Here is a 24,920-nt window from a genome sequence, read left to right on the forward strand (position 1 = left end):
CTTGGTTCGGAAACCCTGTGGCGCCGTCACTCGCGGCGGGCTCACGGGAGGAGCCCAGCACGCCGAGGTGACGGCGGTTCTTACTCGTGGTGAACGTGCACCGACCGAGCGGGGGCCGGACGACCGCGGGTGCGGCGTCCGACCCCCGTCACGGAACGGGGTGTCAGGCGGTGGCGGTCTCGTCGGTCGAGGTCGCGGCGGCGTCGGCCTCGGGGGCCTCCTCCGCGGCGGGGGTCTCGGCCTCGACGACGGCCTCGTCGGCGGTCTCGGCCTCGGCGTCGGCGACCTTCTCGGTCTCCGCGCCGGCCTGCTCGTTCGGCTCCTGCACGTCGGCGGCGGGCGCACCGGTGGAGAGCAGCTCCTGCTCCCACTCGGCCAGCGGCTCGACGGCGGAGACGTTGCCCTCGGCCTCGGGCTTCTGGTGGCGCTGGATGAGGCCCTCGGCCGCGGCGTCGGCGACGATGCGGGTGAGCAGGCTCACCGAGCGGATCGCGTCGTCGTTGCCCGGGATCGGGTACTGGACCTCGTCCGGGTCGCAGTTCGTGTCGAGGATGCCGATGACCGGGATGCCCAGCTTCTTGGCCTCGTCGATCGCGAGGTGCTCCTTCTTGGTGTCGACGACCCAGAGGGCCGACGGCGTCTTCGAGAGGTTGCGGATGCCGCCGAGCGACTTGTGCAGCTTGTCGAGCTCGCGCTTCTTTATGAGGAGCTCCTTCTTGGTGAAGCCGCTCTTCGACGTGTCGTCGAAGTCGAGCTCCTCCAGCTCCTTCATGCGGGCGAGGCGCTTCGAGACCGTCTGGAAGTTGGTCAGGAGGCCGCCGAGCCAGCGCTGGTTCACGTAGGGCTGGCCGACGCGGGTCGCCTGCTCCGAGATCGCGTTCTGCGCCTGCTTCTTGGTGCCGACGAAAAGGATGGTGCCGCCGTGGGCGACCGTCTCCTTGACGAAGTCGTAGGTCTTGTCGATGTAGGCCAGCGACTGCTGGAGGTCGATGATGTAGCTGCCCGAGCGCTCGGTCAGGATGAAGCGCTTCATCTTCGGGTTCCAGCGACGGGTCTGGTGCCCGAAGTGGACGCCGCTGTCGAGCAGCTGGCGCATGGTGACGACTGCCATGAGTCGTTCTCCTTGTCTCGGGGCCCGGGCGCACGACGGCGCCGAACTCCCGTTCGGTTGTCTGCGACGGCCGGTCGGCACGTCGCCCTGGCGCCCGGCGCACTCCCGCCCCGGCCGCATGAGCGGAGAGGGACCGTGGGGAGCGGAGGCCGAATGGGCGCGCGTAGTCACCCCGACGAGCGAGGTGCTCCGTGGAGTCTAGCACCAGGACGGCCGCCTCCCCCGCTGCTGCGGGAGGGCGGCCGTCGGGGCGCGGGAGGCCGGTGCTACTTGCGCGCCGACTTCATCACGGTGCGGATGTGCAGGGTGTCCATCTCCTCCAGAGAGCGGCCCTTGGTCTCGGGCACGAACATGAAGACGAAGACGAACGAGATCGCCGCGAAGGCGGCGTAGAGGCCGTAGGCCAGGGTGAGCGACACGTCCTGCGAGAGGATCGGGAAGGTCACCGTGATGGCGAAGTTCGCGATCCACTGGGCCGAGGCCGCCAGGCCGAGCGCGGCCGCCCGGATCCGGTTCGGGAAGATCTCGCCGAGGAGGACCCACACCAGCGGGCCCCAGGTCGCACCGAAGAAGACGACGAACGCGTTCGCCGAGACGAGGGCGATCGGCCCCCACGCGCCGGGCAGCGAGACGTCCTCTCCGCTGATCGTCGACTGGCTGAAGGCGATGGCCATCAGTGCGAGCGAGACGGCCATGCCGGCCGAGCCGACCAGCAGCAGCGGCTTCCGGCCGACCTTGTCGACCAGGAAGATCGCCACGAAGGTGACGACGACGTTCACGACCGAGGTGAAGACCGAGATCGCGAAGGAGTTGGACTCGTCGAATCCGACCGCGCTCCAGAGCGAGGTGGAGTAGTAGAAGATCACGTTGATGCCCACGAACTGCTGGAACACCGACAGCAGGATGCCGACCCAGACCACGGGGAGCAGGCCGAGGGCGGGACCGCGGAGGCTGGAGCGCTTCGCGTTCTCGGAGTCCTCGTCGATCTTCTTCTGGATGTCCGCGAGCGCCTCGTCGACCTCGTCGCGCGGCGTGACCGTCGCGAGCACCGCGCGGGCGTCCTCGGAGCGGCCGCGGGTCGCGAGGTAGCGTGGCGACTCCGGCAGGGTCAGGGCCAGGAGGCCGTAGATGACGGCCGGCACGGCGCAGGCGATGAACATCCAGCGCCAGGCGGCGACGCCGAACCAGAAGGGCTCGGAGGCGCCGTCCGCGCCGTTCGCGATGAGGGTGTCCGAGAGCAGGGCGGCGAAGATGCCGAGCGTGATCGCCAGCTGCTGCAGCGACGCGAGGGCGCCGCGGATGGCCTTGGGCGCGATCTCCGAGATGTAGGTCGGAGCGATCACGGAGGCGATGCCGATGCCGAGGCCTCCGACCACGCGCCAGAGCACGAGGTCCCAGACCGCGAACGCCGCGCCGGCGCCGATGGAGGAGATGAAGAAGAGCCCGGCGCCGAGCAGCATGACCTTGATGCGGCCCCAGCGGTCGGCCAGGCGGCCCGCGAGGTACGCGCCGAGTGCGCAGCCGAGCAGCGCGGAGGCGACGGCGAAGCCGATCAGGGCGGCCGAGAGCTGGAACTCGCCCTGCACCGCCTCCACGGCACCGTTCACCACCGACGAGTCGAAGCCGAAGAGGAAGCCGCCGACCGCCGCCGCGATCGCGAGGCCGATCACCTTCCTCTTCAGCTTCGCCGCCGAGGGGTTCGGGATGTCCGCTCTCCCGCTGGTCGTGTCAGATCGTCCGCTGGTCATGGTCGTCTCCGATTCTCGCCGCCGGTGGGGGCGGGGTGCCGCTCCCGAGCCGGATCACCGGCACGTTACTCCTCGCCGCGGCACCGCCGAGACGGGTTGCGCTCTCCCTCGGCCGATGTCCTCCCTCCACAGCCGGGCCCGTCGCGCTCTCCTCCCCTGATCCGCTCGGCCGACCACCGGTCCCGAACCGGCTCCAGGAGGGTGGCCGCATGCTCCGATCCCGACTCCTGCGCCCGGGCGTGTTCGCCCTCGCCGCTCTGCTCGTCGGGGCGCCTCTCGGCGCCTCCCCCTCCGGCACCTCGTCCCCCGGCCGGTCCGACCCGCGGTGGAATTCACCCGTCCCGGGGTTCTCCGTCGTGGAGCCGTGGGGCGCGCCGGCCCACCGCTACGCCCCCGGGCACCGCGGGATCGACCTCGCGGCAGCGGCCGGGCAGCCCGTGATCGCCGTCGCGGCGGGCACCGTGTCGTTCTCGGGCAGGGTGGTCGACCGGTCCGTGGTGAGCATCGTGCACGCGGACGGTCTGGTCTCGACGGTCGAGCCGGTCGACGGATCGGTGACGGCGGGGCAGGTCCTCACCGCGGGCCAGCCCGTCGGAGCAGTGGGTGCGGGCGGCCACTGCGACGGGAGGTGCGTGCACCTCGGCGTCCGCGAGGGTGGCGACTACGTCTCGCCGATGCGGTTCTTCGGCGGGATCCCCCGGGCGGTGCTTCTGCCGATGGACGAGGGGGCGCGGGGTGTCGAGAACGTGGCGCGGGCGGGTGCGTCCGGTGTCTCTCGGACCCGTTCGGGCGCGGGGGTCCGTTCGGGCGCGGGGAACCGGTCAGGCGCGGGGGTGGGCGAGGCGGTAGGCGTCGCGGATCCGCTCGGTCGAGACGTGGGTGTAGATCTGCGTGGTGCCCAGGCTCGCGTGGCCGAGCAGCTCCTGAACGGCGCGGAGGTCGGCTCCGCCGTCGAGCAGATGGGTCGCCGCGGTGTGGCGGAGCGTGTGCGGACCGGACGGTCCGGAGCCCTGCCCGCCGTCGAGGAGCCTCGCCACGACGCCGTAGACCGTGCGCGGGGTGAGCCTCGCCCCCCGTCGGCCGAGCAGGAGCGCGCGGCCGCCGTCACCGGTGGCGAGAGCGGGACGGGCGCGGTCGAGGTAGGCGACGAGCGCCTCCTTCGCGGGCACGCCGAACGGCACGACCCGCTGCTTCGCGCCCTTGCCGGTGACGAGCACGGTGAGCCTGCCGAGATCGACGTCGCCCAGGTCGACGGCGACCAGCTCGGAGACGCGGATGCCGGAGGCGTAGAGCAGCTCGACGATCGCCAGGTCCCGCAGCGCCACCGGGTCCTCTGTCGCGCCGCGCGCCGCGACCGTGTCGAGCACCTGTTCCGCCTGCGGGAGCGTCAGGACCCGCGGCAGTGTCCGTCCCGACTTGGGCGTCTTGAGGCGTGCGGCGACGTCGAGGGGAAGCCGCTCGGTCCGCTGCGCCCAGGAGGAGAAGGAGCGGACGGCCGCGGTGCGCCGGGCGAGGGTCGCGCGGGCGATCCCCGACTCCGACTCTCGCCAGAGCCAGTCGCGCAGCAGCTCGAGGTCGAGCTCGGCGGTGAGGAGCCGCCCCTTCTCCTCCGTGTGGGCGATCAGGCGCGCCAGGTCGGAGCGGTAGCCCTTCGCGGTGGCGGGCGAGAGGGACCGCTCATCGAGGACGTACCGGAGGAAGTGCTCGACCGAGTCGGCGAGCGTCTCGCCGGTCATGATCCGTCCGGCATCCGCGACCAGAGGTCGATGCGCCCCTGCTCGTCGAGCCCCTCGAGCCGCTCGATCAGGTCGGTGCCGAACCGCGTCGCGATCGGGGCCGGTGCCGTCGGCACGAACGAGGCGGCCACCGTCTCCGGGTGGACGTGGACGAGCGAGAGGCTCTGCGCTCCGTCGACGCCGGCGAGCTCCCGCTCGGGCGCTCCGAGGTCCATCGTGTAGCTGGTGGCGCCGGCGACGAGCACGGGCACGCCCGCGAAGGTCGCAGCCGTGGGGTAGTGCAGGTGGCCGCCGAGGATCGCGCGGACGTCGGTTCCGCGCACCACCTCCTCGAGGCGGTCGATCCCCCGCAGCTCGAGCACGGTCATCGCGCCGAGCGGCGTGGGCAGCGGAGGGTGGTGCAGGGCGAGGATCGTCCCCAGCGGGGCCGGTGCGGCGAGCTCGTCCTTCAGCCAGGCCAGCTGGGCGTCGGTGAGGTCGCCGTGGTGGAAGCCGGGCACCGCGCTGTCGAGCGCGATGAGCCGGAGCCCGCCGAGGTCGACGACCTGGTCCACGGGTCCCGCGCCCGCCGGGTCCTGCTCGAGGAGCACCCGCCGGAAGGCTCCGCGCTCGTCGTGGTTGCCCATCACCCAGACGATCGGGCAGCCGAACCGCTCGCCCACGGGGTCGAGCTGCTCGCGCACGCGCCGGTAGGCGTCCTCCTCGCCGCAGTCCGCGACGTCCCCGGTCACCACGATCGCGTCCAGGCGTCCGCCGCGCTCGGCCAGCCGGCCGACCGCCTGCGCGAGGCGGGCGACCGTGTCGACCTTCCCGTAGAGCGGAGCGCCGTCGGCCAGCAGGTGCGTGTCGCTCAGATGCGCGATGACCCTGTCGGCGGCGCGGAAGTGCCCGAGCTGCGGGCGCTCTCCGCCGTGTCCTGCTGCCGTGGCGTCCATGCCGCTCCCCTCGCCGATGCCCCTTCAGCGTAGGGCGGACCGCCGACAGCGCCGCGGCGGCGGGGCCGCTCACCCGGGCGCCCGCTCCCAGTCCCCGTCCTCGGAACGGTGGACGCGTCCGTCTGCGAGGAGCGCACCCAGCGCCGACAGTGCCGAATCGAGCGAATCCCCGGAGAGCCGGGCGACGGTTGCGGCGTCGCAGCCTCCTTCGGATTCGACGACGGCCAGGACTCGCGCCTCAGCCGCGGTCAGCGCTCGGCACGATCCGTCGGCGTCGCCGACACCGAGCAGTTCGAGCACGTCCGCCGGCGAGGTGACGCAGGTCGCCGCGTACTCGCGGAGGAGCCGGTGGCAGCCGGCGGAGGAGGCACTGGTGACCGGGCCCGGGACCGCACCGAGGGGGCGGCCCAGGGCAGCCGCGTGGCCGGCGGTGTTGAGGGATCCGGAGCGGGCGCCGGCCTCGACGACGACGGTGCCCGCGGTGGAGGCGGCGATGAGGCGGTTGCGCTGCAGGAATCGCCAGCGAGTGGGCGTGGTGCCCGGCGGGACCTCCGTTGCGACGGCACAGCCGGGGGTGGCGATGATGCGGTGGAGGAGGTCGGCGTGGGCCGTCGGGTAGAGGCGGTCCGCTCCCCCGGCGAGGAAGGCGACCGTTCGGCCTCCGGAGCCGAGTGCGGCACGGTGGGCGACCGCGTCGATCCCGAAGGCACCGCCCGAGACGACGGAGACGCCTCGCGCCGCGACGCCCGCGGCGAGCTCGGCGGCCACGTGCTCGCCGTAACCGGTCGCAGCGCGGGCGCCGACGAGGGCGAGGCGGTGCGGCGGATCGAAGGCGGCGGGATCACCGCGCAGCCAGAGCAGGAGTGGCGCGTGCGGCCCGAGGTCGTCGAGCGACTCGGGCCACACGGCAGCCCCGGGCAGGAGCAGCCGGGCGCCGAGTCGCTCGGCGATCTCGAGACGTCGGAACAGGAGCCTGCGGTCCAGGCGCGGTCGCCAGCGCGCCAGCCCCGACTGGAGCGCGGCGACCTCGGAGTCGAGGGGCGCGGGTGCCGGGCCTCCTTCGTCGGAGGGAGCGCGATGCGGGGGCGCGAGGATCTCCTCCGCGGACGACGAGGACACGACGTGGGCGAAGGCCTCGGCCGCGCCGACCCTCGCGATGAGGAGGGCTGCGACGGAGTCGCCGGGCTCGGTCAGAGAGTTCCAGCCGCACCGGGCAGCAGCGTCGACGAGTGCGCTCCGAGCGCAGCCGGACTCACCCGAAGGCTCGCCGTCGGCAGCCGAGTCCTGATCGGCTGCACCGCTCGGCAGCAGTCGGCGAACAGCGTCGAGCTCCGCTCCGTCGAAGAGCGCGTCGGGCCGGATCACGCGGCACCTCCACGGAGGACGAGCGCGCGCGCGAGGTGGGCGGCACTCGGCCGGTCGGCCGCGTCGAGGTCCGCGAGCGTCCAGGCCAGGCGCAGGACCCGGTCGTAGCCGCGCATGGTCACCAGACCTCGCTCCAGAGCCCGGTCGAGCGTGCGGGACTCGGCACTGGTCGGGCGCACCGCGTCCGAGCGCAGCCAGGCGCCGGAGACCTCCGAGTTGAGCGTCCACGGAGTGGAGGCGAGGCGAGCCGCTGCCAGGGACCGCGCCGCGGCGACACGAGCGCGGGCCTGCGCCGTCGACATGCCGGACGTGTCTCGACGTGCGGCCAGCTGAGCCGCGCTGATGCGGCGGACCGTCAGGCGGATGTCGACGCGGTCGAGCAGCGGTCCGCTGAGCCGCGCGAGGTAGCGGCGGCGGACCGAGGGAGCACAGGTGCAGGTCTCTCCGGGGATGCCGAAGCGGCCGCACGGGCACGGGTTCGCCGCGAGGACGAGCTGCACCCGCGCGGGGAACTCGGCGACGGCGTTCGCGCGGTGGATGCGGATCACGCCGGATTCGAGCGGCTGGCGCAACGCATCGAGGGCGACGGACGAGAACTCGGGGGCCTCGTCGAGGAACAGCACTCCCCGGGTGGCGCGGGCGACCGCGCCGGGCCGGATGCGGCCGCTGCCCCCGCCGACGATCGCTGCGGACGAGGCGGAGTGGTGCGGACTCTCGAACGGCGGTCTGCGCACCAGCGCGCCACCGGTCGGCGCTCCGACCAGCGAGCGCATGCAGGTGGCCTCCAGCGCTGCGTCGTCATCGAGGTCGGGGAGGATGCCTGGAAGGCGCGAGGCGAGCATCGTCTTCCCGGCGCCGGGAGGCCCGAGCAGGAACACGTGGTGCCCGCCCGCCGCCGCGACGACCATCGCCTCGGCCGCCTCCTCGTTCCCCACCACGTCGGAGAGGTCGAGGCGGGCCTCCGGCTCGGACACCGTCGCACACGGCGGCGCGGCCTCGGGGAGCACCGGCACTTCCCACTCGGCTCCGTGCCAGACGGCGGCCGCCGCCAGCGAGGAGACCGCGATCACCTCGACGCCGTCGACCAGCTCCGCCTCGAGGCGGTCCTCGACGGGGACCATCACGCGGCGCCTGCCCTCGCGGGCGGCCGCGAGCACCGCGGGCAGCACGCCGGGGACGGAGCGCAGCCGGCCGTCCAGCCCGAGCTCCCCGATGTGGACGACCGCGGCGACCGACTCCGCATCGACCTCACGGAGCGACGCGAGCGCGGCCAGCCCGATGGCGAGATCGAAGGCGGAGCCGTGCTTGGGCATCGCGGCCGGCGAGAGGTTCACGGTGATCTTGTATTCGGCGATGGTGCTGCCGGAGTTGATCGCCGCCGAGCGCACCCGCTCCTTCGCCTGGGCGAGCGCGGCGTCGGGCAGGCCGATGATCACCATGCCCGGGGTGCCGTCGGCCGAGTGGGCCTCCACCCCGACCACGGCTCCCGCGAAGCCGACGAGACCGACCGCGGAGGTCCTCCCCAGGCCCATCAGGCCACCGCCCGCAGGTGCCGGATCTGCGACGGGACTCCCCCGGGAGCGACGATGCCGACCGCGTCGATCCGCAGATGCCGGGAGCGCTCGTGGTGCTCGTCGGCCCAGGCGTAGGCGAGTCGGCGCAGGCGCTGCGCCTTGGCCCGCGTGATGGCCTCGACCGGCAGTCCGAAGCGCGTCGACGAGCGCGTCTTCACCTCCACCACGACCAGTGCCGACCCGTCGCGGGCCACGATGTCGAGCTCGCCCTCGCGGACCCGCCAGTTGCGGTCGAGGATCTCGAATCCGTTGTCTCTCAGGTGCGCCGCCGCGATCTCCTCGCCGCGCCGCCCCAGTTCGTCCTTGTCCATGCGTCCTCCTGCCGGAAGCGTGCAGGAGCAGAGAGGAGCGTCGGACGGCCGGGAGGGGATCCGGGGAGAAGAGGGCCGAGGAGGCGGGTGGGGAGGGACGTCGGGCCGGGGTCTTCGGACGCCGCCGGGGGCGGCTATGCGACCAGCAGGAGGAATCCGCGTTGCCTGAAGACGAGACCCGCGGATCCGAGGATCCGAGAGAGCTCCGGAGCGGGGTGGGGCTCCGGGCACCGGATCTCGATGCGCCGTCGGAAGCGGCTACTCGACCAGCAAGGGGTCCGGAGCCTGCCGCGACAGCGCCCTACTCGTCGAGCGCGAGCTCCTTGGGGAGCTCGAACTCCTTGCGGGAGAGCTCCTCGACGTTGACGTCCTTGAAGGTCAGCACGCGCACCGACTTCACGAAGCGGTCGGAGCGGTAGACGTCCCAGACCCACACGTCGCGCATGGTGAGCTCGAAGTAGAAGTCGTGCTCGGTGTCGCGGCGGACCAGGTCGACCTCGTTCGCCAGGTAGAACCGGCGCTCGGTCTCGACGACGTACGAGAACTGCGAGACGACGTCGCGGTACTCCCGGTACAGTGCCAGCTCGACCTCGCGGTCGTAGTCCTCGAATTCGTCCTCATCCATCGTTGGACAATCCTACGCCGAGCCGACGGGCACGAACGCCGGGAGCGGCTCCTCGACGCTCTCCCGCGACTTCGACAGCCAGGTCACCCGGTGCAGCGGGGACGGGCCGACCCGCTCGATCCCCGCCCAGTGCGCGGCGCTGCCGTAGCCCTTGTTGCTGTCCCAGGCGTAGTCGGCGAAGTCGTCGTGGTGGCGCACCATCTGACCGTCCCGGCCCACCTTCGCGAGCACGGAGGCGGCGGAGACGGCGGCGCAGTCGCGGTCGGCCTTCACGCGGGTGACGATCGTCAGCTCGGCCGCCCACTCGCCCAGCGCGGGCGTCAGCCAGTCGTGGGCGCCGTCGAGGAGGACGACGGCGGTGGCGAGGTCGACGCCCTGGTCGGCGAGGCGCTCGATGCCCCTCGACGCAGCGCGGCCGAGGCCCGCGATGATCCCGGTCTCGTCGATCTCGTCCGCCGAGGACTCGCCGATCGCCCAGGCCGAGACCCACTTCGCGACTCCCGGCAGGAGCGCCTCGCGGCGGGCGGGAGCGAGCATCTTGGAGTCGCGGAGCCCCTCGGGGAAGCGCCCGCAACGGCTGCCGATCGACACGACACCGACCGACACCGGGCCGGCGATCGCGCCGCGGCCGACCTCGTCGCAGCCGATGACCGTCTCGTAGCCCTGCCGGAAGAGGCGCCGCTCCTGCGTCAGCGTCGGCTCGGCGACGACCACCTAGCCCTGCCCGCTCTGCGCGTCGTCCGAGCCCTCCTCGGAGGCCTCGGTGTCGACTCCGCGGAACACCGACGGGTAGTCGTCGAGCCACGCCCACTGCTGCACGGGCCAGGTCACGAGGATCGCGCGGCCCACGACGTTGTCGATCGGCACGAAGCCGCCGCCCGGCTTGTCGGTGTTGTAGCGGGAGTCGGCGGAGTTGTAGCGGTTGTCGCCCATCACCCAGAGCGAGCCCTCGGGCACGACGACGTCGAAGGGGGTGGCCGAGACCGCCTGCACCCCGTCCGGCAGCTTCACGTAGGGCTCGTCGATCGGGTTGCCGTTGATCTCGACCTGGCCGAGCGGTGTGCAGCAGGTCACGTGGTCGCCCGGCAGGCCGATGACGCGCTTGATGAGGTGGTCATTGCTGTCGGGAGCGGTGAGGCCGACGAGCGCGAGGGCGGAGTCGACCGCGGCCTGGAACGGCGGCACGGAGGGCTCGGAGCTCGGCGAGAGCCATCCGCCGGGATCGCGGAAGACGACGACGTCGCCCCGCGAGATCGGCACGACTCCGGGCACGAGCTCGTTCACGAGGATGCGATCGTTCTCGACGAGCGTCTGCTCCATGGAGGAGGAGGGGATGTAGAACGAGCGGATCAGGAAGGTCTTCACGAGGAAGGAGACGAGCACCGCGACCACGAAGATGATCAGCACGTCGCGGAGGAAGAGCAGGACACCCCGGCGCTTGCGCGGGCGCTTCTCGGACGGATCCGCCGAGTGGCGGGCGTGGTCCTCGCCTCCGGGGAGGCGGACCGGGGCCGTGCTGTCTGTCATCGCTCGCCGTCGCCCCTACTGTGCATCACCGGGTGGACTCCCCGGACGGATCGCCCCGAGAAAGGGAGGAACCCCGGTCCATCATAGGTGGACCGGGGTTCCCGAGAAGTCGTGCGGAAGCCGCTCAGGCGTCGCGCTTCTCCTTGATCTTGGCCTTCTTGCCGCGCAGGTTGCGCAGGTAGTAGAGCTTCGCGCGACGGACGTCACCGCGGGTGACGACCTCGATGTGGTCGATGACCGGCGAGTGCACGGGGAACGTGCGCTCGACGCCGACCTGGAAGCTCACCTTGCGGACGGTGAAGGTCTCGCGGACGCCCTCGTTGGAGCGGCCGATGACGACGCCCTGAAAGACCTGGATGCGCGAGCGGGAGCCCTCGACGATGTTGACGTGGACCTTGACGGTGTCGCCGGCGCGGAAGTCCGGGACATCGCTGCGGAGGGACGCCGCATCGACGGAATCGAGGATGTGCATGCTGTATCGCTCTCCGTGCCCGCCACAGGTCGAACACCGTTTCGTTGATGGAAGTCGGTCGTGCCCACGTCGTCGCGGCCCCCCTGTGGCAGAGCCTGCGCGAGGCACAAGCGCTCATTCTGCCATGCCGCGTCGATCCGAGTCAAAGCAGGGTCATGAGGAGGGCAGGGTCACCCGGAGGCAGAGCTGCGCAGAGGGCGGATCCGTCGAGAGGGCCGAGCCGTGGAGCAGGGCGGGGCCTCGCAGGGGACAGCGCCTCTCGGGACGCCCGACCCATCAGAGGACGATGGTCTGCCCGTCCTGCGGGCGCTCCGGGTCGAAGCCATCTCCGGAGACGGGGCGGTGAGCGCCCTCGGCCTGCACGGACGCCGCCTCCGAGAAGGCGAGGAGAGTGGCCCTCGCGTCGGCGAGGAACCGCCACCCCGAGTGCCAGAAGGCCGCCACTCCGAGGACCACCGAGAGCAGGCCCAGCGCCCAGGCGCCGGGCGGGAAGAAGCCGAAGGCGATCAGGGAGAGGTGCCAGGCGCCGACCACGGCCACGTCGCCCCACGCGGGAGTGCGCGTGGGCCGAACGGTCACCCGGAATGCGACGATCGCGGCCACAGCCGCCAGCGCGACCGCCAGAATGGGGAGGGCGATCACCAGGCCGAGCACGGTCCAGCCGCTCGATCCTCCGAAGACCCCGTAGCCGAGGAGGATCCACAAGGGCAGCACGATCGCCGCCGGGAACTGCCAGGAACCGAATGCCCGTCGCGTGCGCATGCACCGACCGTACCCACCACCGCTGAGCGACGGCTCAGCGGACCCCGAGAGGATCAGGATGATCGAGCTACGCACCCCCGCCGAGATCGAGGAGATGCGTCCCGCCGGCCGCTTCGTCGGCGAAGTACTGAAGGCCACCTCCGCCGCCGCCGCGGTCGGCGTGAACCTGCTGGAGCTCGACCGGCTCGCCCATGACATGATCCGCACGGCCGGCGCCGAGTCCTGCTACATCGACTACCACCCCTCCTTCGGCGCGAGCCCCTTCGGCAAGGTCATCTGCACCTCCGTCAACGACGCGGTGCTGCACGGCCTGCCCTTCGACTACCGGCTGAAGGACGGCGACCTGCTCACCCTCGACTTCGCCGCCTCCGTGAACGGCTGGGTCGCCGACTCGGCCATCAGCGTCGTGGTCGGGACGCCGCGCGAGGAGGACCTCGCCCTCATCGACACGACCACCCGCGCGCTCGAGGCCGGCATCGCCGCCGCGCAGCCCGGGAAGAAGATCGGCGACATCTCCGCGGCCATCGCGGCGGTCGCACACGCCGAGGGCCTGTCCATCAACACCGACTTCGGCGGCCACGGCGTCGGCCGCACGATGCACGGCGATCCGCACATCCCCAACGACGGACGCGCCGGCCGCGGCTACCCGCTCCGCCCGGGCCTCGTCGTCGCGATCGAGCCGTGGTTCCTGCAGACGACCGACGAGATCTACACGGACAAGGACGGCTGGACCCTCCGCAGCCGCGACGGCTCGCGCGGCGCCCACATGGAGCACACGATCGCCATCACCGAGACGGGGAACATCGTCCTCTCCGCGCGGGACTGATCAAATGGTGGACAGTACTGCTATCGGATAGCGATACTGTCCACGTGCGAATCTCTGAGCTCAGCCGCAGCAGCGGCGTCAGCCTGCCCACGATCAAGTACTACATCCGGGAGGGGCTGCTGCCGCCGGGCGACGCCGCAGGCCCCCAGCGGGCGGAGTACGGGGACGCCCATGTCGCCCGCCTGACGCTGCTCCGGGCGCTCATCGAGAGCGGCGGCGTCGGCATCGCCGGCGCGAAGCGGATCACGGCCGCGCTCGACGCGGGCGTCGGTCCGACAGCGGCCTTCGAGGTGGCGCAGGACGTGGTCTCCGTGAGCGCCGACGCGACCGCGTCCGCCACCGAGGCGTCGACGCGGCGGATCGCCGAGGCCGCGGGCTCCGACCACTGCGGCCACCCTGCCGTCGCGACGGCGGCACGGGCGCTCGACGCGCTCGAGCTCTCCACCGGTCCGATGAGCGCCGGCTGGCTCGAGGCCTACGCCCGCGCCGCCGCCCTCGTCGCCTCCGCCGACCTCGACGAACTGCAGGCCCGTGAGAGCGTGAGCGAGCAGGCTGCCGTCGCCGCCGTCGGCACCGCGCTCGGAGACGTGGTGCTGCAGTCGCTCCGGCGCGTCGCCCAGGCGCGCGAGACGCAGAGCCGCTTCGGCTCGACGGAGGTGCCCCGATGAGCGCCGCGACCGAGACGCCCGCGCGCACCGCCTCCGCTGCTCCGCACCGGCCGCTCCTGGTGCTCGCTGCCGCGATGGCGGTCGGCGCCCTCCTCTGCGCGATCGCGCTGGTCGTCGATCCCCGCGAGCTCGGCGGACAGCCGCTCTGGGGCAAGCCGCTGAAGTTCTGCCTCTCGATCGCGCTGTACGCCGTGACGCTCGCCTGGCTGATCGGGCTCGTGCCCCGCCGGCGCCGCCTCGCCCGAGCGCTGGGCACGGTCGCGGCGGTCGGTCTGGCGGTCGAGATGGTCGTGATCGGAGGCGCCGCCCTGGTCGGCGAGCGCAGCCACTTCGACGTCTCCACTCCCCTGCACGCCGCGCTCTGGGCCTCGATGGCCGTCTCGATCGTGGTGGTCTGGCTGGCGACTCTGGTCCTCGCCGCCCTCCTGGCGCGGGTGCCGCTCGGCGACCCGGCGCTGACGCTCGCCGTGCGCGCCGGACTCGTGATCGGGCTCGTCGGGATGGCCCTCGCGTTCCTGATGACGGGGCCCTCGCCCGGCCAGATCAGCGACTACCAGGGCGTCGTCGGTGCGCACGCCGTCGGAGTCGCGGACGGCGGACCCGGCCTCCCCCTCCTGGGCTGGAGCACCACGGGGGGCGATCTGCGCATCCCGCACTTCGTCGGGATGCACGCTCTGCAGGGGCTCCCGCTGCTCGCGCTGCTGCTCGGACGGCTGGCACCCCGGATCCCCGTGCTGCGCCCCGGATGCACCCGGCTGCGGCTCGTCGCACTGGCCTCGGCGGGCTGGGCGGCCGCGGTCGCCCTCACCTGCTGGCAGGCGCTGCGCGGACAGGCGCTGACCGCACCGGACGCGCTGACCCTCGCCGTCGCTACTGTGGCCGTGATCGCCCTCGCCGGAGGGACGATCCTCACCCTCGCACGAACGGAGGCCCGCGCATGAGCCGGCTGCACCGCGGCTGGACGCCGCTCGGGATCGTCTACCTCGTCCTCGCCCTCGCCGGGCTGATCGGGACCTGGACCTGGAACGTGCGGGCGGTGCAGGAGGGCGCGGACGTCCTCGCCGGCCTCGCCGCGGGCGGGCCGTGGGTGTCGTCGTTCTCGACCGACCTGCTGGTCGTCGCGATCGCGGCCGTCGCCTTCATGGTGGTGGAGGGCCGCCGGATCGGGATGCGCCGCGTGTGGATCCTGGTGCTGCTCGCGCCGCTGGTCGCCCTGGCGTTCGCGTTCCCGCTCTTCCTCGCCCTCCGCGACCGGCACCTGGCCCTCGCGGCCCGGTGACCGTGCGGCGAGGGGCTAGGGAAGCAGTTCGGGGCGGACGCGGCGCGTGCGCTCGACGCTCTGCTCGTGGCGCCAGGCGGCGATCGCCCCGTGGTTGCCGCTGAGGAGCACCGGAGGGACGTCGAGGCCCCGCCAGGAGGCCGGCTTGGTGTAGCTCGGGTACTCGAGCAGCCCGTCGGAGTGGCTCTCCTCGACCAGGCTCGCCGGGTTGCCGACGACGCCCGGGACCAGGCGCCCGACGGCCTCGATCATCGCCATCACGGCGACCTCTCCTCCGTTGAGGACGTAGTCGCCGAGGCTGATCAGACGGACCCGCGCGCGCTCGGCGGTGTGGTCGACGACGCGCTGGTCGATGCCCTCGTAGCGGCCGCAGCCGAAGACGAGGGAGGACTCCTCCGCGAGCTCGCGGGCGGTCGCCTGGGTGAACAGCTCGCCCGCGGGCGACGGGAAGATCACGACGGGGTCGTCCGCGCCGTCGAGGATCGTGTCGAGCGCCTCGCCCCACGGCTCCGGTCGCATCACCATGCCGGCGCCGCCGCCGTAGGGCGTGTCGTCGACGGTGCGGTGGCGGTCGTGGGTGAAGTCGCGCAGGTCGTGCACGCCGAGCTCGATCAGCCCGCTCTGCCGCGCTCGGCCGAGCAGGCTGATGTCGAGCACGCCGAAGAACTCCGGGAAGATCGTGACGATGTCGATCCTCACGACCGGGGCTCCTCCTCGGAGGCGGCGTCGGAGGCGGTCGAGGGCTCGGCGCCGGCGGGCTCCTCGAGAGCGGAGTCCGCGTCATCGGAGGCGTCCGGCGCGTCGGCGTCCGCAGGCGCGCTCAGCGCCGGGTCCGCGAGGTCGACACCGCTGAGGTCGACCGCGGCGGGCTCCTCCTCGGGAGCCTCCTCGAACAGGCCGATCGGAGGCGTGACCGTGACGATCCCGGCCGCGGCGTCGACGGAGGGGACGATCGCGTTCACGAACGGCACCATCACCTCGCCGGAGGGGGTACCGACGATGAGCAGGTCCTGCGCGGGGAAGTGGTCGACGCGGCGGACGGTGCCGACCTCGACGCCGTCGCGGACGACCTTCATGCCGACCAGCTGGTAGTCGTACCAGGAGTCGTCCTCGCCCGGCTGGGTCTGCACCTCCTCGTCGATCCAGAGGATCGCCTTCAGGAGGGTCTCAGCGGCGTTGCGGTCGTCGACGCCTCGGAAGAACGCGACGGGGTGGCTGTTGTACCAGCGCAGCTCGACGAGCTCGAGCTTCTTGCCGTGCCACTCGGAGGTGCGCGGGACCTGCAGCGTGAACGTGGATCCGGGGGTGAAGCGCTTGTCGGGCTCGTCCGTGTAGAGCTCGAGCTTGATGGCGCCCTTGAGCCCGTGGGCCTTGGTGAGTCGGGCGACGCGGAGCTGCGTCGTGCCCGGTCCGGTGACCGACACCTCTACTTGTCGGTGTCGACGACGTCGACGCGCACGCGGCGCCCGTCGGCGAGCGCGGCGACGAGAGTGCGGACGGCCTTGGCGGTGCGACCGGAGCGTCCGATCACGCGGCCGAGGTCCTCGGGGTGCACGCGCACCTCGAGGACCTCTCCGCGCGGGGAGCTCGTGGCCACGACACTGACCTCATCGGGGTTCTCGACGATCCCCTTGACGAGGTGTTCGACGGCGGGAGCGAGCACTGACTACGCCTCGGTGGAGGTCTCGTCGGCGGTGTCCTCGACCGGGGCGGCCTTGGCCGGAGCCTCGGACTTCGGCTTGAGGACGGGCTTCTTCTTCGCGTCGACGACGAACGGAGCCTTGGGCTCCTTCACCTGGACGGTGCTGACGGCGTCGGCGTCGCCCTTGAAGCGGCCCCAGTCGCCGGTCAGCTTGAGGATCGCGGCGACCTGCTCGGTCGGCTGCGCGCCGACTCCGAGCCAGTACTGCGCGCGCTCCGAGTCGACCTGGATGAACGAGGGCTGCTCGGTCGGGTGGTACTTGCCGATCTCCTCGATCACGCGGCCGTCGCGCTTGGTGCGCGAGTCGGCGACGACGATGCGGTAGTAGGGCGCCCGGATCTTGCCGAGGCGCTTCAGACGAATCTTGACAGCCACAATTCTCCTGTGTGGTCGTTGACCGGTGTCCGGTCGATGATGGATGAACTGAGCCGTGAGCGTGGGGGCACACCCGGCGGAAGCTCGAGGGGGTTTCGTCGGCGGTGAGTAGAGGGTCGACCGCCTCGGACCCGACGGATCATTCTGCCAGAAAAACCGCCCCGGTGCGGGCCCGGCACGCCGCCGACCAGCGGCACCCTCGCGGGAGCGGGCCGCGCGGGACCCGGAAGGCCTCCGCCGGGGCTCGGCGTCCGCCCCGGCCGCAGGTGGCAGGATGGCGAGGCGCGTCCCGATCGGCGGACGCCCGGATCCGATGAGGACCACGCCATGGAGATCAGCTTCGCCGCATCAGACCGCTCCACGCTCGGGATCGAGTGGGAGGTCGCGATCGTCGACCGGCAGACGGGCGATCTCGCCAACGTCGCCGATGTGGTGCTGGAGGCGCTCCGCGGCGACGACGGCGCCCCGCACCCGCACATCACCGGCGAGCTCCTGCGCAACACGGTCGAGCTGGTCTCCGGCGTGCACACCTCCGTCCGCGACGCGGTCGCCGATCTGCAGGACCAGCTGCGGCAGGTGCGCGAGATCACCGACCCCATGGGACTCGACCTCGTGTGCTCGGGCACGCACCCGTTCGCGCAGTGGTTCGACCAGGCCATCACGGACAAGGAGCGGTACCACCGCCTCATCGACCGGACCCAGTGGTGGGGCCGGAACATGATGATCTGGGGCATCCACGTGCACGTCGGCATCGAGCACCGCGACAAGGTGCTGCCGATCCTCAACTCCCTGCTCGACTACTACCCGCACCTGCAGGCGCTCTCGGCGTCGAGCCCGTTCTGGGGCGGAGTCGACACGGGCTACGCCTCGAACCGCGCGCTGATGTTCCAGCAGCTGCCGACGGCGGGCCTGCCTCCGCAGTTCGGTGCCTGGGCGAACTACGAGGAGTACGTCGACGACATGATGCGCACCGGCGTCATCGACGACCACACGGAAGTCCGCTGGGACATCCGCCCCTCGCCGCAGTGGGGCACCCTCGAGATGCGCGCGTGCGACGGCCTCTCCTCCGCGGAGGAGATCGGAGCGGTCGCCGCGCTGATCCAGTGCCTCGTCGAGCACCTCTCGTCGCGGCTGGACGCAGGCGAGGACCTGCCGACGATGCAGCCCTGGTACGTGCGCGAGAACAAGTGGCGCGCGGCCCGCTACGGACTCGACGCCGAGATCATCCTCGACGCCGCCGGAGCGGAGCGGCTGGTCACCGACGACATCCGGGACCTGCTCGTCACCCTCGCACCGGTCGCCGAGCGTCTCGACTGCGTGACGGAGCTCGGCGACGTCGAGCTGATCCTGGTCGCGGGAGCGAGCTACCAGCGCCAGCTGCGGACGGCCGCGGCGAACGACGGCGACCTGAAGGCGGTGGTCCGGGCGCTCGCGGGCGAGCTGCGCGACGGGCTCCGGGATCCCCGCTCATGACGCGTCCCGCCCTCCTCGCCGCAGCCGCGATCGGCGCACTGGCCCTCGGTCTCGCCGGCTGCTCGTCCTCGACGACGACCGGCCCGGCGACCGCGTCCCCCGCCGGCACCGCCACTCCCCTCCCGACCGTCACCGCCGATCCGCTGCCGCTCTCGATCGGCGGCTCTCTGCCCGCCGGCTCCCGGGTGACGATCGTCGGCGACAGCATCGTGCGCGGTCTGACGGTCGATCCGGAGCAGGCCTGGCCCGCACTCGTCGGCGACGACCTCGGCTGGGAGGTCACGAACCTGGGCTGCGACGGCGGCGGCTTCATCGAACCGGGCGACTGCGGCGTCGCGATCGGCGACCGCGCGGAGGAGATCGCCGACACCCGGCCTGACGCGATCGTGCTGATCGCCAGCAGCAACGACCTGGGCTGGGATCCGGAGGACGTGGACGCCGCGATCGGGCCGGCGGTGGACGCGATCGTGTCCGCCTCGCCCTCGGCCCGGCTCATCGCGCTGGACTCGGTCTGGGGCCCCGACCCGCGCCCCTCCGATCTCGACGAGTACGACGCGGCGCTGGTCGAGGCCGTGACGGCCGCCGGCGGCGGTGCGCTGGAGTACCCGGACCCTCTCCGCGAGGACGGGCTGCTCGGCGAGGACGGCGTGCATCCCACCGTCGAGGGCCAGCGCGCCCTGGCCGACGCCTTCGAGGTGGCGGCCGAGAAGTCCGGCCTCGCCCGGGCGGTGCCGACGGGACAGAAGGCGACGGACGCGCCGGCGGCCTGACTCCGACGCGGGGCGCCGCCGTGACGGCGCCCCGCCGGGTCAGCGCGCGGTGCTGTTCCGGCCGTCGCGCCAGCCGAGCAGGTCGCGCACGGGCGCGAGGTCGATGTCCGGACCGGTGATGCCGAGCGTGAACAGGCGGGCGCCCAGGTCGTACTGCTGGTCGAGCACGTCGAATGAGGCGTCGCCGACACCGCCGCGCACGCTCGCGCCGGTCGAGATCTCGATCGCGGCCGGGTCGCGGTCGACGCGGCCGCACCACTCCGAGAGCACGCCGAGCTTGCGCTCGAGCGTCGGGACGTCCGAGAAGCTGTGCCAGATGTCGGCGTGCTCGGCGACGATCCGCAGCGTCTTCTTCTCGCCGCCGCCGCCGATCATCACCGGGATGTCGCGGGTGGGCGCCGGGTTGAGCATCGACCACCGGCTGCGGATGCGCGGCATCGCCTCGGAGAGCTCGTCGAGGCGGGAGCCGGCGGTGCCGAACTCGTAGCCGTACTCCTCGTAGTCGCGCTCGAACCAGCCCGAGCCGATGCCGAAGATCAGACGGCCCTCGGCGCCCTTGGCGCTGATGTGGTCGACCGTGCGCGCCATGTCGGCGAGGAGGTCGGGGTTCCGGTAGCTGTTGCAGGTGACCAGCGGGCCGAACTCGATGCGGCTGGTCTGCTCGGCCCAGGCCGCGAGCATGCTCCAGCCCTCGAAGTGCAGGCCGTTCGGCTCTCCCGAGAGCGGGAAGAAGTGGTCCCAGTTGAAGGCGATGTCGACGCCGAGGTCCTCGAGCTCCGCGAGCGTGTCGCGGATGACCTCGTAGGGGACGTGCTGCGGTGCGATCTGGACGCCGATGCGGACGGGGCGCGCGTGTGCGGTTGTCATGCCCTCACGCTAGCGAGCGGTGCGCCTCACGGGGATCCCCGCTGCGGCCCCCGGAGGGACGGCGCGCTACTCCCCCGCCGGGTCCGGCGACGCCGAGGGCGCCTCGTCGCTCGTGGAGCGGGCGAGCTTGACGACGGTGGCCCCCTCGTCGTCGAACAGGCGGAGCCGTCCGCCGTCGATCGAGGCCATCGCCGCCTCCGAGAAGATCATCGGCAGCGCGACGCCGTCGCAGGCGATCAGCGTGCTCGGCCCGGCCGAGACGGTGAGGGCGCCCTCCTGGTCGATCGACCACTCGCCCTGCGCGCCGTTGCAGCCGTCGGAGCCCGTCCAGGTCCCGTCCTCCGCGATCAGGAGGAACGGAACGTCGGGCGCGTCGTAGGAGACGCCCGTCACCCAGCGGCCGACCAGGTCCTCCGGGGAGGGCGCCGTCATCGCGTCGACCCCGGAGCCCTCGGCGCAGCCGGTGAGCCCGAGCACGGCCGCGAGGACGAGGATCCCGCCCGCGCGTCCGGCCGCGACCCGCCTCATCGCCCGAGGAGCTTCTGCAGCTGCTCGAGCTCCTCCGGCGTGGGCTGGGCGCCCTTGCCGGCGCCGCCGCCCAGGCCGAAGCCGGAGCCGCCCGCATCGCCCGGGCGGGGCCCGGAGGTGATCGCCGCGTTCTCGGCCGCGCGCTTGGCGGGGTTGCCGGACTTGCTGCTCTTCTTCTTCTGCGGCTTCGGGCGGCCCTGGTAGCCGGCGCCGGGCACGGGGCCCATCCCGGGGACCGAGGGCATACCGCCCTTGGCGACCGTCTTCATCATCTTGGCGGCCTGCTCGAAGCGCTGGACGAGCTGGTTGACGTCCGTGACCGTCATGCCGGAGCCGCGGGCGATGCGCAGGCGCCGCGAGCCGTTGAGCAGCTTCGGGTTGACCCGCTCCGCCTTCGTCATCGACTGGATGATCGCCTCGGTGCGCACGATCTCGCGCTCGTCGAACTGGTCGAGCTGCTCTCGCATGCCCTTCGCACCGGGCAGCATGCCGATCATCTTCTTGATCGAGCCCATGTTGCGCAGCTGCTGCATCTGGCCGAGGAAGTCGTCGAGGGTGAACGTGTCCCCCATGATCTTCTCGGCGATCTTGCGCGCCTCGTCCTCGTCGAACGCGGACTGGGCCTGCTCGATGAGGGTCAGTACGTCGCCGAGGTCGAGGATGCGGCTCGCCATGCGGTCGGGGTGGAACTGCTCGAAGTCGTCGAGCGACTCGCCCGTGGAGGCGAAGAGGATCGGGCGGCCGGTGAGCGAGGCGACCGAGAGCGCCGCGCCGCCGCGGGCGTCGCCGTCGAGCTTGGAGAGGACGACGCCGGTGAAGTCGACGCCCTCCTGGAAGGCCTTCGCGGTCGCGACCGCGTCCTGGCCGATCATCGCGTCGATGACGAACAGCACCTCGTCGGGGTTCGTGACGCGGCGGATGTCGGCGGCCTGCTTCATCATGTCGGCGTCGACGCCGAGGCGTCCGGCCGTGTCGATGATGACCGTGTCGTACTGCTTGTCGGTCGCGAAGCGGATCGCGTTCTGGGCGACCTTGACCGGGTTGCCGACGCCGTTGCCCGGCTCGGGCGCGTAGACCGCGACTCCGGCCTGCTCGCCGACGACCTGCAGCTGCTGCACCGCGTTGGGGCGCTGGAGGTCGGCCGCGACGAGCAGCGGGGTGTGGCCGTCCTTGCCGAGGTACTTGCCGAGCTTGCCCGCGAGCGTCGTCTTGCCCGCGCCCTGGAGGCCGGCGAGCATGATGACGGTCGGCGGGCGCTTGGCGAACTCGAGGCGGCGCGACTGCCCGCCGAGGATCGCGACGAGCTCCTCGTTGACGATCTGGACGACCTGCTGGGCCGGGTTGAGCGCCTTGTTGACCTCGTCGCCGAGGGCGCGCTCGCGGACCTTGCCGGTGAACTCCTTCACGACCTCCAGCGCGACGTCGGCGTCGAGCAGCGCGCGCCGGATCTCGCGGACGGTGCCGTCGACGTCCGACGCGGAGAGCTTGCCCTTCGTGCGGAGGTTCTTGAAGGTCTCGACGAGTCGATCGGAGAGGGTGCCGAAAGTAGCCATGATGCCCGGAATTCTACCGGAGGCCGGGAGGGTCGGCGGGCGGGGCCGCCGATCCGCTCGCGATCGGCGCGATCACCGCGAAGCGGATTAACTGGTCCGGGTCCAAGAACAGGGTTAGGGTGGCCCGGTGATCGAGACACTGGTGGCGGGCGACTCCGCGGATCCCCTGGACTACACCGACGGCTGGGAGCTGCAGCGCCGCCTGCACGCCGAGGTGGTGGCGGGCTCGAGGCCGGACACCCTCGTGCTCTGCGAGCACTCCTCCGTCTACACCGCAGGCAAGCGCACCGAGGCGCACGAGCGCCCGGACGACGGCTCGCCCGTGGTCGACGTCGACCGCGGAGGGCGGATCACCTGGCACGGTCCGGGCCAGCTCGTCGGCTACCCGATCGTGCGGCTCGGCGAGCCCGTCGACGTGGTCGCCTACGTCCGCTCGCTGGAGGGCGTGCTCATCGCCGCTCTCGACGACCTGGGCGTGCAGGGGCGGCGCGTCGACGGGCGCTCGGGAGTGTGGATCCCAAGGGACGGCGGCGCCGACAAGATCGCCGCGATCGGCATCCGCGTCGCCTCGGGCGTGACGATGCACGGCTTCGCCCTCAACGTCTCGAACAGCCTCGAGCCCTACGCCCGCATCGTCGCCTGCGGCATCGCCGACGCCGGAGTGACCACGCTCGAGCGCGAGCGCGGCGAGGCTCCGCCCATGGAGGCGGTGCGGGCGCGGGTGGCGGCGCGCTTCTCGGAGGCGGCCCCCGCCTTCTCCGCCCGCATCGAGGAGGTCGCCGCGTGAGCGCCGAGGCCGGCGGCCGCAAGCTGCTGCGGCTGGAGATCCGCAACGCCGAGACGCCGATCGAGCGCAAGCCCGAGTGGATCCGAACGAAGGCCTCGATGGGCCCGGAGTACCGGCAGCTGCAGTCGCTGGTGAAGAGCGAGGAGCTGCACACCGTCTGCCAGGAGGCGGGCTGCCCCAACATCTTCGAGTGCTGGGAGGACCGCGAGGCGACCTTCCTCATCGGGGGCGCCCAGTGCACCCGCCGCTGCGACTTCTGCCAGATCGACACCGGGAAGCCCGCGGACTACGACGCGGACGAGCCCCGGCGCGTCGGCGAGTCCGTGGCGCGGATGAAGCTCCGCTACGCGACCGTCACCGGAGTCGCCCGCGACGACCTGCCGGACGAGGGCTCCTGGCTCTACGCCGAGACCATCCGCCAGATCCACGCCCAGGCTCCGGGCACGGGGGTCGAGATCCTGGTCCCGGACTTCACGGGCCGCGCCGAGCACCTGCAGCGGGTGTTCGACGCGGAGCCGGAGGTGTTCGCCCACAACGTCGAGACGGTGCCGCGGATCTTCAAGCGCATCCGGCCGGCCTTCCGCTACGAGCGCTCGCTCGACGTGCTCACCCAGGGCCGGGAGGCGGGGCTGATCACGAAGTCGAACCTCATTCTCGGCATGGGCGAGGAGCGGGAGGAGATCTCGCAGGCGCTGCAGGACCTCTACGACGCCGGCACCGACATCGTGACCATCACGCAGTACCTCCGCCCGACGCCGCGGCATCTGCCGGTGGACCGCTGGGTGCACCCGGAGGAGTTCGTGGCGATCAAGGAGGAGGCCGAGGACATCGGCTTCCTCGGCGTCCTCGCGGGGCCCCTGGTCCGCTCCTCCTACCGGGCCGGCCGGCTCTGGGCGCGCTCGATGGAGTCGAAGGGGCTGCCGGTCCCGGAGCACCTGCGCCACCTCGCCGACGCGGCACTGGGCTTCTCGCAGGCCGTGTAGCCCGCCACCGGGACGGCGCCGGCGCGTCGTCCCGGGCGGGGCCGCTCAGCTGACGAGCTGCTGGGCGAAGACGTGGGGGGTGAAGCCGGTGAGGTCGCCGATGCCCTCGCCCTGGCCGACGAGCTTGATCGGGATGCCGGTGCGCTCCTGGACCGCTAGGACGAAGCCGCCCTTCGCGGAGCCGTCGAGCTTGGTGATGACCAGGCCGGTGACGCCCGCGTGCTCGATGAACGCCTCGGCCTGGCTCAGCCCGTTCTGACCGGTCGTCGCGTCGAGCACGAGCAGGATCTCGGAGATCGGGGCCTGCTTCTCGATGACGCGCTTGATCTTCGTGAGCTCGTCCATCAGCCCGCCCTTGGTGTGCAGGCGGCCGGCCGTGTCGATGATGACCATCTCGACGCCGGTGTCCTTCGCGAACTGCACGGTCTGGAAGGCGACGGACGCCGGATCCTGGCGCTCCTGCTGCGGGCGGACGATCTGGGCGTCGGCGCGCTGCGCCCAGGTGGCGAGCTGGTCGACCGCCGCGGCGCGGAAGGTGTCGGCCGCGCCGACCACGACGCTCCGGCCGTAGTTGCGGAGGAACTTGGCGAACTTGCCGATGGTCGTGGTCTTGCCGACGCCGTTCACGCCGACCACGAGGATCACGGCGGGGCGCTCGCTGAGCTTGAGGGTGGTGTCGTACTTCGACAGGCGCTCCTCGAGGGACTCGCGGAGCATCCGCTGGAGGTCGCGCGGGTCGGTGGTGGAGTATCGGGCCACCTTGGCGCGGAGGTCGTCGACGATCTCCTCGGTGATGTCGGGGCCGAAGTCGGCGGTGATCAGCGCCGTCTCGAGGTCGTCCCAGGTCTGGTCGTCGATCGTGCGCTTCTCGAACAGGCCGCGCAGTGCGCGGCCGAGCGACCAGGAGGTGCGTTCTGCCATGGGTCCAGGCTACCGGCGGGCG

The 24,920-nt window shown here is 72.2% G+C and carries 28 protein-coding genes and 1 pseudogene; 9 read left to right on the forward strand and 20 right to left on the reverse strand.

The genetic code is table 11. The annotated features are described in order from the left end of the window. Positions 1-163: 163 nt before the first annotated feature. Together rpsB and C5C49_RS01450 are read right to left on the reverse strand one after the other, a co-directional pair. Positions 164-1,111, reverse strand: a complete 948-nt coding sequence (rpsB, locus tag C5C49_RS01445; RefSeq protein WP_104223896.1) for a 30S ribosomal protein S2 — start codon at positions 1,109-1,111, stop codon at positions 164-166. A gap of 266 nt (positions 1,112-1,377) precedes the next feature. Next, positions 1,378-2,859 (reverse strand): sugar porter family MFS transporter, encoded by a 1,482-nt coding sequence (locus tag C5C49_RS01450; RefSeq protein ID WP_104223897.1) that lies wholly within the window; start codon positions 2,857-2,859, stop codon positions 1,378-1,380. Between the two features lie 209 nt (positions 2,860-3,068). Here C5C49_RS01450 and C5C49_RS17485 point away from each other — a divergent pair. Next, positions 3,069-3,521: pseudogene (locus C5C49_RS17485) on the forward strand (murein hydrolase activator EnvC family protein); the annotation flags it as partial. Positions 3,522-3,680: 159 nt separating this feature from the next. On the opposite strand, the gene C5C49_RS01460 reads toward C5C49_RS17485, so the two are convergent. From C5C49_RS01460 to C5C49_RS01505, 10 genes are all read right to left on the reverse strand, one after another. Beyond that, entirely contained in the window at positions 3,681-4,595 is a 915-nt protein-coding gene (locus C5C49_RS01460; protein WP_104254954.1) for a tyrosine recombinase XerC, read from the reverse strand. Further along, on the reverse strand, positions 4,592-5,530 hold the full coding sequence (locus C5C49_RS01465; RefSeq protein WP_104345248.1) for a phosphodiesterase: 939 nt from the start codon (positions 5,528-5,530) through the stop codon (positions 4,592-4,594). The genes C5C49_RS01460 and C5C49_RS01465 overlap by 4 nt, the downstream gene beginning before the upstream one ends. Positions 5,531-5,599: 69 nt before the next feature. After that, complete coding sequence (dprA, locus tag C5C49_RS01470) at positions 5,600-6,895, reverse strand: DNA-processing protein DprA (protein WP_258068341.1); 1,296 nt, start codon at positions 6,893-6,895, stop codon at positions 5,600-5,602. Next, positions 6,892-8,427 (reverse strand): YifB family Mg chelatase-like AAA ATPase, encoded by a 1,536-nt coding sequence (locus C5C49_RS01475; protein ID WP_104345249.1) that lies wholly within the window; start codon positions 8,425-8,427, stop codon positions 6,892-6,894. Before C5C49_RS01475 ends, dprA begins: the two co-directional genes overlap by 4 nt. Continuing rightward, on the reverse strand, positions 8,427-8,780 hold the full coding sequence (locus tag C5C49_RS01480; protein WP_104223901.1) for a YraN family protein: 354 nt from the start codon (positions 8,778-8,780) through the stop codon (positions 8,427-8,429). Before C5C49_RS01480 ends, C5C49_RS01475 begins: the two co-directional genes overlap by 1 nt. Before the next feature lie 301 nt (positions 8,781-9,081). Further along, a complete protein-coding gene (locus C5C49_RS01485) occupies positions 9,082-9,405 on the reverse strand; it encodes a DUF2469 domain-containing protein (RefSeq protein WP_055792576.1) in 324 nt (107 codons plus the stop codon). Positions 9,406-9,417: 12 nt separating this feature from the next. Then, positions 9,418-10,119, reverse strand: a complete 702-nt coding sequence (locus C5C49_RS01490; protein ID WP_104250529.1) for a ribonuclease HII — start codon at positions 10,117-10,119, stop codon at positions 9,418-9,420. Then, a complete protein-coding gene (gene lepB, locus C5C49_RS01495; protein ID WP_104250528.1) occupies positions 10,120-10,932 on the reverse strand; it encodes a signal peptidase I in 813 nt (270 codons plus the stop codon). Positions 10,933-11,056: 124 nt separating this feature from the next. After that, entirely contained in the window at positions 11,057-11,404 is a 348-nt protein-coding gene (rplS, locus tag C5C49_RS01500) for a 50S ribosomal protein L19 (RefSeq protein ID WP_104223904.1), read from the reverse strand. A gap of 276 nt (positions 11,405-11,680) precedes the next feature. After that, positions 11,681-12,166, reverse strand: coding sequence for a hypothetical protein (locus tag C5C49_RS01505; protein ID WP_104345250.1), 486 nt, complete (start codon positions 12,164-12,166; stop codon positions 11,681-11,683). 58 nt (positions 12,167-12,224) lie between these two features. Between C5C49_RS01505 and map the strand changes: the two genes are divergently transcribed. The 4 genes from map to C5C49_RS01525 are packed head-to-tail and all read left to right on the forward strand — an operon-like array spanning position 12,225 to position 14,939. Then, positions 12,225-12,992 carry a type I methionyl aminopeptidase gene (map, locus tag C5C49_RS01510; RefSeq protein ID WP_104223906.1) on the forward strand — a complete coding sequence of 256 codons (768 nt, stop codon included), beginning with the start codon at positions 12,225-12,227 and terminating at the stop codon, positions 12,990-12,992. A gap of 44 nt (positions 12,993-13,036) precedes the next feature. Continuing rightward, the gene (locus tag C5C49_RS01515; RefSeq protein ID WP_181135682.1) at positions 13,037-13,660 is read left to right on the forward strand and encodes a MerR family transcriptional regulator; all 624 of its coding nucleotides are present in this window, start codon (positions 13,037-13,039) and stop codon (positions 13,658-13,660) included. Then, positions 13,657-14,601, forward strand: a complete 945-nt coding sequence (locus C5C49_RS01520) for a hypothetical protein (RefSeq protein WP_104345252.1) — start codon at positions 13,657-13,659, stop codon at positions 14,599-14,601. Before C5C49_RS01515 ends, C5C49_RS01520 begins: the two co-directional genes overlap by 4 nt. Beyond that, complete coding sequence (locus C5C49_RS01525) at positions 14,598-14,939, forward strand: DUF2834 domain-containing protein (protein ID WP_104345253.1); 342 nt, start codon at positions 14,598-14,600, stop codon at positions 14,937-14,939. Before C5C49_RS01520 ends, C5C49_RS01525 begins: the two co-directional genes overlap by 4 nt. Positions 14,940-14,954: 15 nt before the next feature. On the opposite strand, the gene trmD is transcribed toward C5C49_RS01525, so the two are convergent. From trmD to rpsP, 4 genes are read right to left on the reverse strand one after another with little or no spacing between them, the layout of a single operon-like run. Further along, a complete protein-coding gene (gene trmD, locus C5C49_RS01530) occupies positions 14,955-15,638 on the reverse strand; it encodes a tRNA (guanosine(37)-N1)-methyltransferase TrmD (protein WP_104256310.1) in 684 nt (227 codons plus the stop codon). Next, the gene (gene rimM, locus C5C49_RS01535) at positions 15,635-16,363 is read right to left on the reverse strand and encodes a ribosome maturation factor RimM (RefSeq protein WP_104345254.1); all 729 of its coding nucleotides are present in this window, start codon (positions 16,361-16,363) and stop codon (positions 15,635-15,637) included. Before rimM ends, trmD begins: the two co-directional genes overlap by 4 nt. A gap of 2 nt (positions 16,364-16,365) precedes the next feature. Next, positions 16,366-16,602, reverse strand: a complete 237-nt coding sequence (locus C5C49_RS01540; protein ID WP_068210678.1) for an RNA-binding protein — start codon at positions 16,600-16,602, stop codon at positions 16,366-16,368. A 3-nt stretch (positions 16,603-16,605) separates the two neighbouring features. Beyond that, positions 16,606-17,016, reverse strand: coding sequence for a 30S ribosomal protein S16 (rpsP, locus tag C5C49_RS01545; protein WP_104223912.1), 411 nt, complete (start codon positions 17,014-17,016; stop codon positions 16,606-16,608). Between the two features lie 327 nt (positions 17,017-17,343). Here rpsP and C5C49_RS01550 point away from each other — a divergent pair, with 327 nt between their 5' ends. Both C5C49_RS01550 and C5C49_RS01555 read left to right on the forward strand, forming a co-directional pair. Beyond that, the gene (locus C5C49_RS01550) at positions 17,344-18,489 is read left to right on the forward strand and encodes a glutamate--cysteine ligase (RefSeq protein WP_104345255.1); all 1,146 of its coding nucleotides are present in this window, start codon (positions 17,344-17,346) and stop codon (positions 18,487-18,489) included. Next, positions 18,486-19,259 carry an SGNH/GDSL hydrolase family protein gene (locus tag C5C49_RS01555; RefSeq protein WP_104238537.1) on the forward strand — a complete coding sequence of 258 codons (774 nt, stop codon included), beginning with the start codon at positions 18,486-18,488 and terminating at the stop codon, positions 19,257-19,259. Before C5C49_RS01550 ends, C5C49_RS01555 begins: the two co-directional genes overlap by 4 nt. A gap of 39 nt (positions 19,260-19,298) precedes the next feature. On the opposite strand, the gene C5C49_RS01560 is transcribed toward C5C49_RS01555, so the two are convergent. From C5C49_RS01560 to ffh, 3 genes are all read right to left on the reverse strand, one after another. Then, the gene (locus C5C49_RS01560) at positions 19,299-20,126 is read right to left on the reverse strand and encodes an LLM class F420-dependent oxidoreductase (RefSeq protein WP_104337057.1); all 828 of its coding nucleotides are present in this window, start codon (positions 20,124-20,126) and stop codon (positions 19,299-19,301) included. A gap of 66 nt (positions 20,127-20,192) precedes the next feature. Continuing rightward, positions 20,193-20,654 (reverse strand): META domain-containing protein, encoded by a 462-nt coding sequence (locus C5C49_RS01565; protein ID WP_104260572.1) that lies wholly within the window; start codon positions 20,652-20,654, stop codon positions 20,193-20,195. Then, positions 20,651-22,207, reverse strand: a complete 1,557-nt coding sequence (gene ffh, locus C5C49_RS01570; RefSeq protein ID WP_104226882.1) for a signal recognition particle protein — start codon at positions 22,205-22,207, stop codon at positions 20,651-20,653. The genes C5C49_RS01565 and ffh overlap by 4 nt, the downstream gene beginning before the upstream one ends. A 127-nt stretch (positions 22,208-22,334) precedes the next feature. Here ffh and lipB point away from each other — a divergent pair, with 127 nt between their 5' ends. Next, positions 22,335-22,994, forward strand: coding sequence for a lipoyl(octanoyl) transferase LipB (gene lipB, locus C5C49_RS01575; RefSeq protein WP_104238539.1), 660 nt, complete (start codon positions 22,335-22,337; stop codon positions 22,992-22,994). After that, a complete protein-coding gene (lipA, locus tag C5C49_RS01580; protein ID WP_104256304.1) occupies positions 22,991-23,977 on the forward strand; it encodes a lipoyl synthase in 987 nt (328 codons plus the stop codon). Before lipB ends, lipA begins: the two co-directional genes overlap by 4 nt. Positions 23,978-24,022: 45 nt before the next feature. On the opposite strand, the gene ftsY is transcribed toward lipA, so the two are convergent. Further along, entirely contained in the window at positions 24,023-24,898 is an 876-nt protein-coding gene (gene ftsY / locus C5C49_RS01585) for a signal recognition particle-docking protein FtsY (RefSeq protein WP_104223920.1), read from the reverse strand. Positions 24,899-24,920: the final 22 nt, after the last annotated feature.

This window comes from Rathayibacter sp. AY1E2 (assembly GCF_002932325.1).
In the GTDB taxonomy this organism is placed as follows: domain Bacteria; phylum Actinomycetota; class Actinomycetes; order Actinomycetales; family Microbacteriaceae; genus Rathayibacter.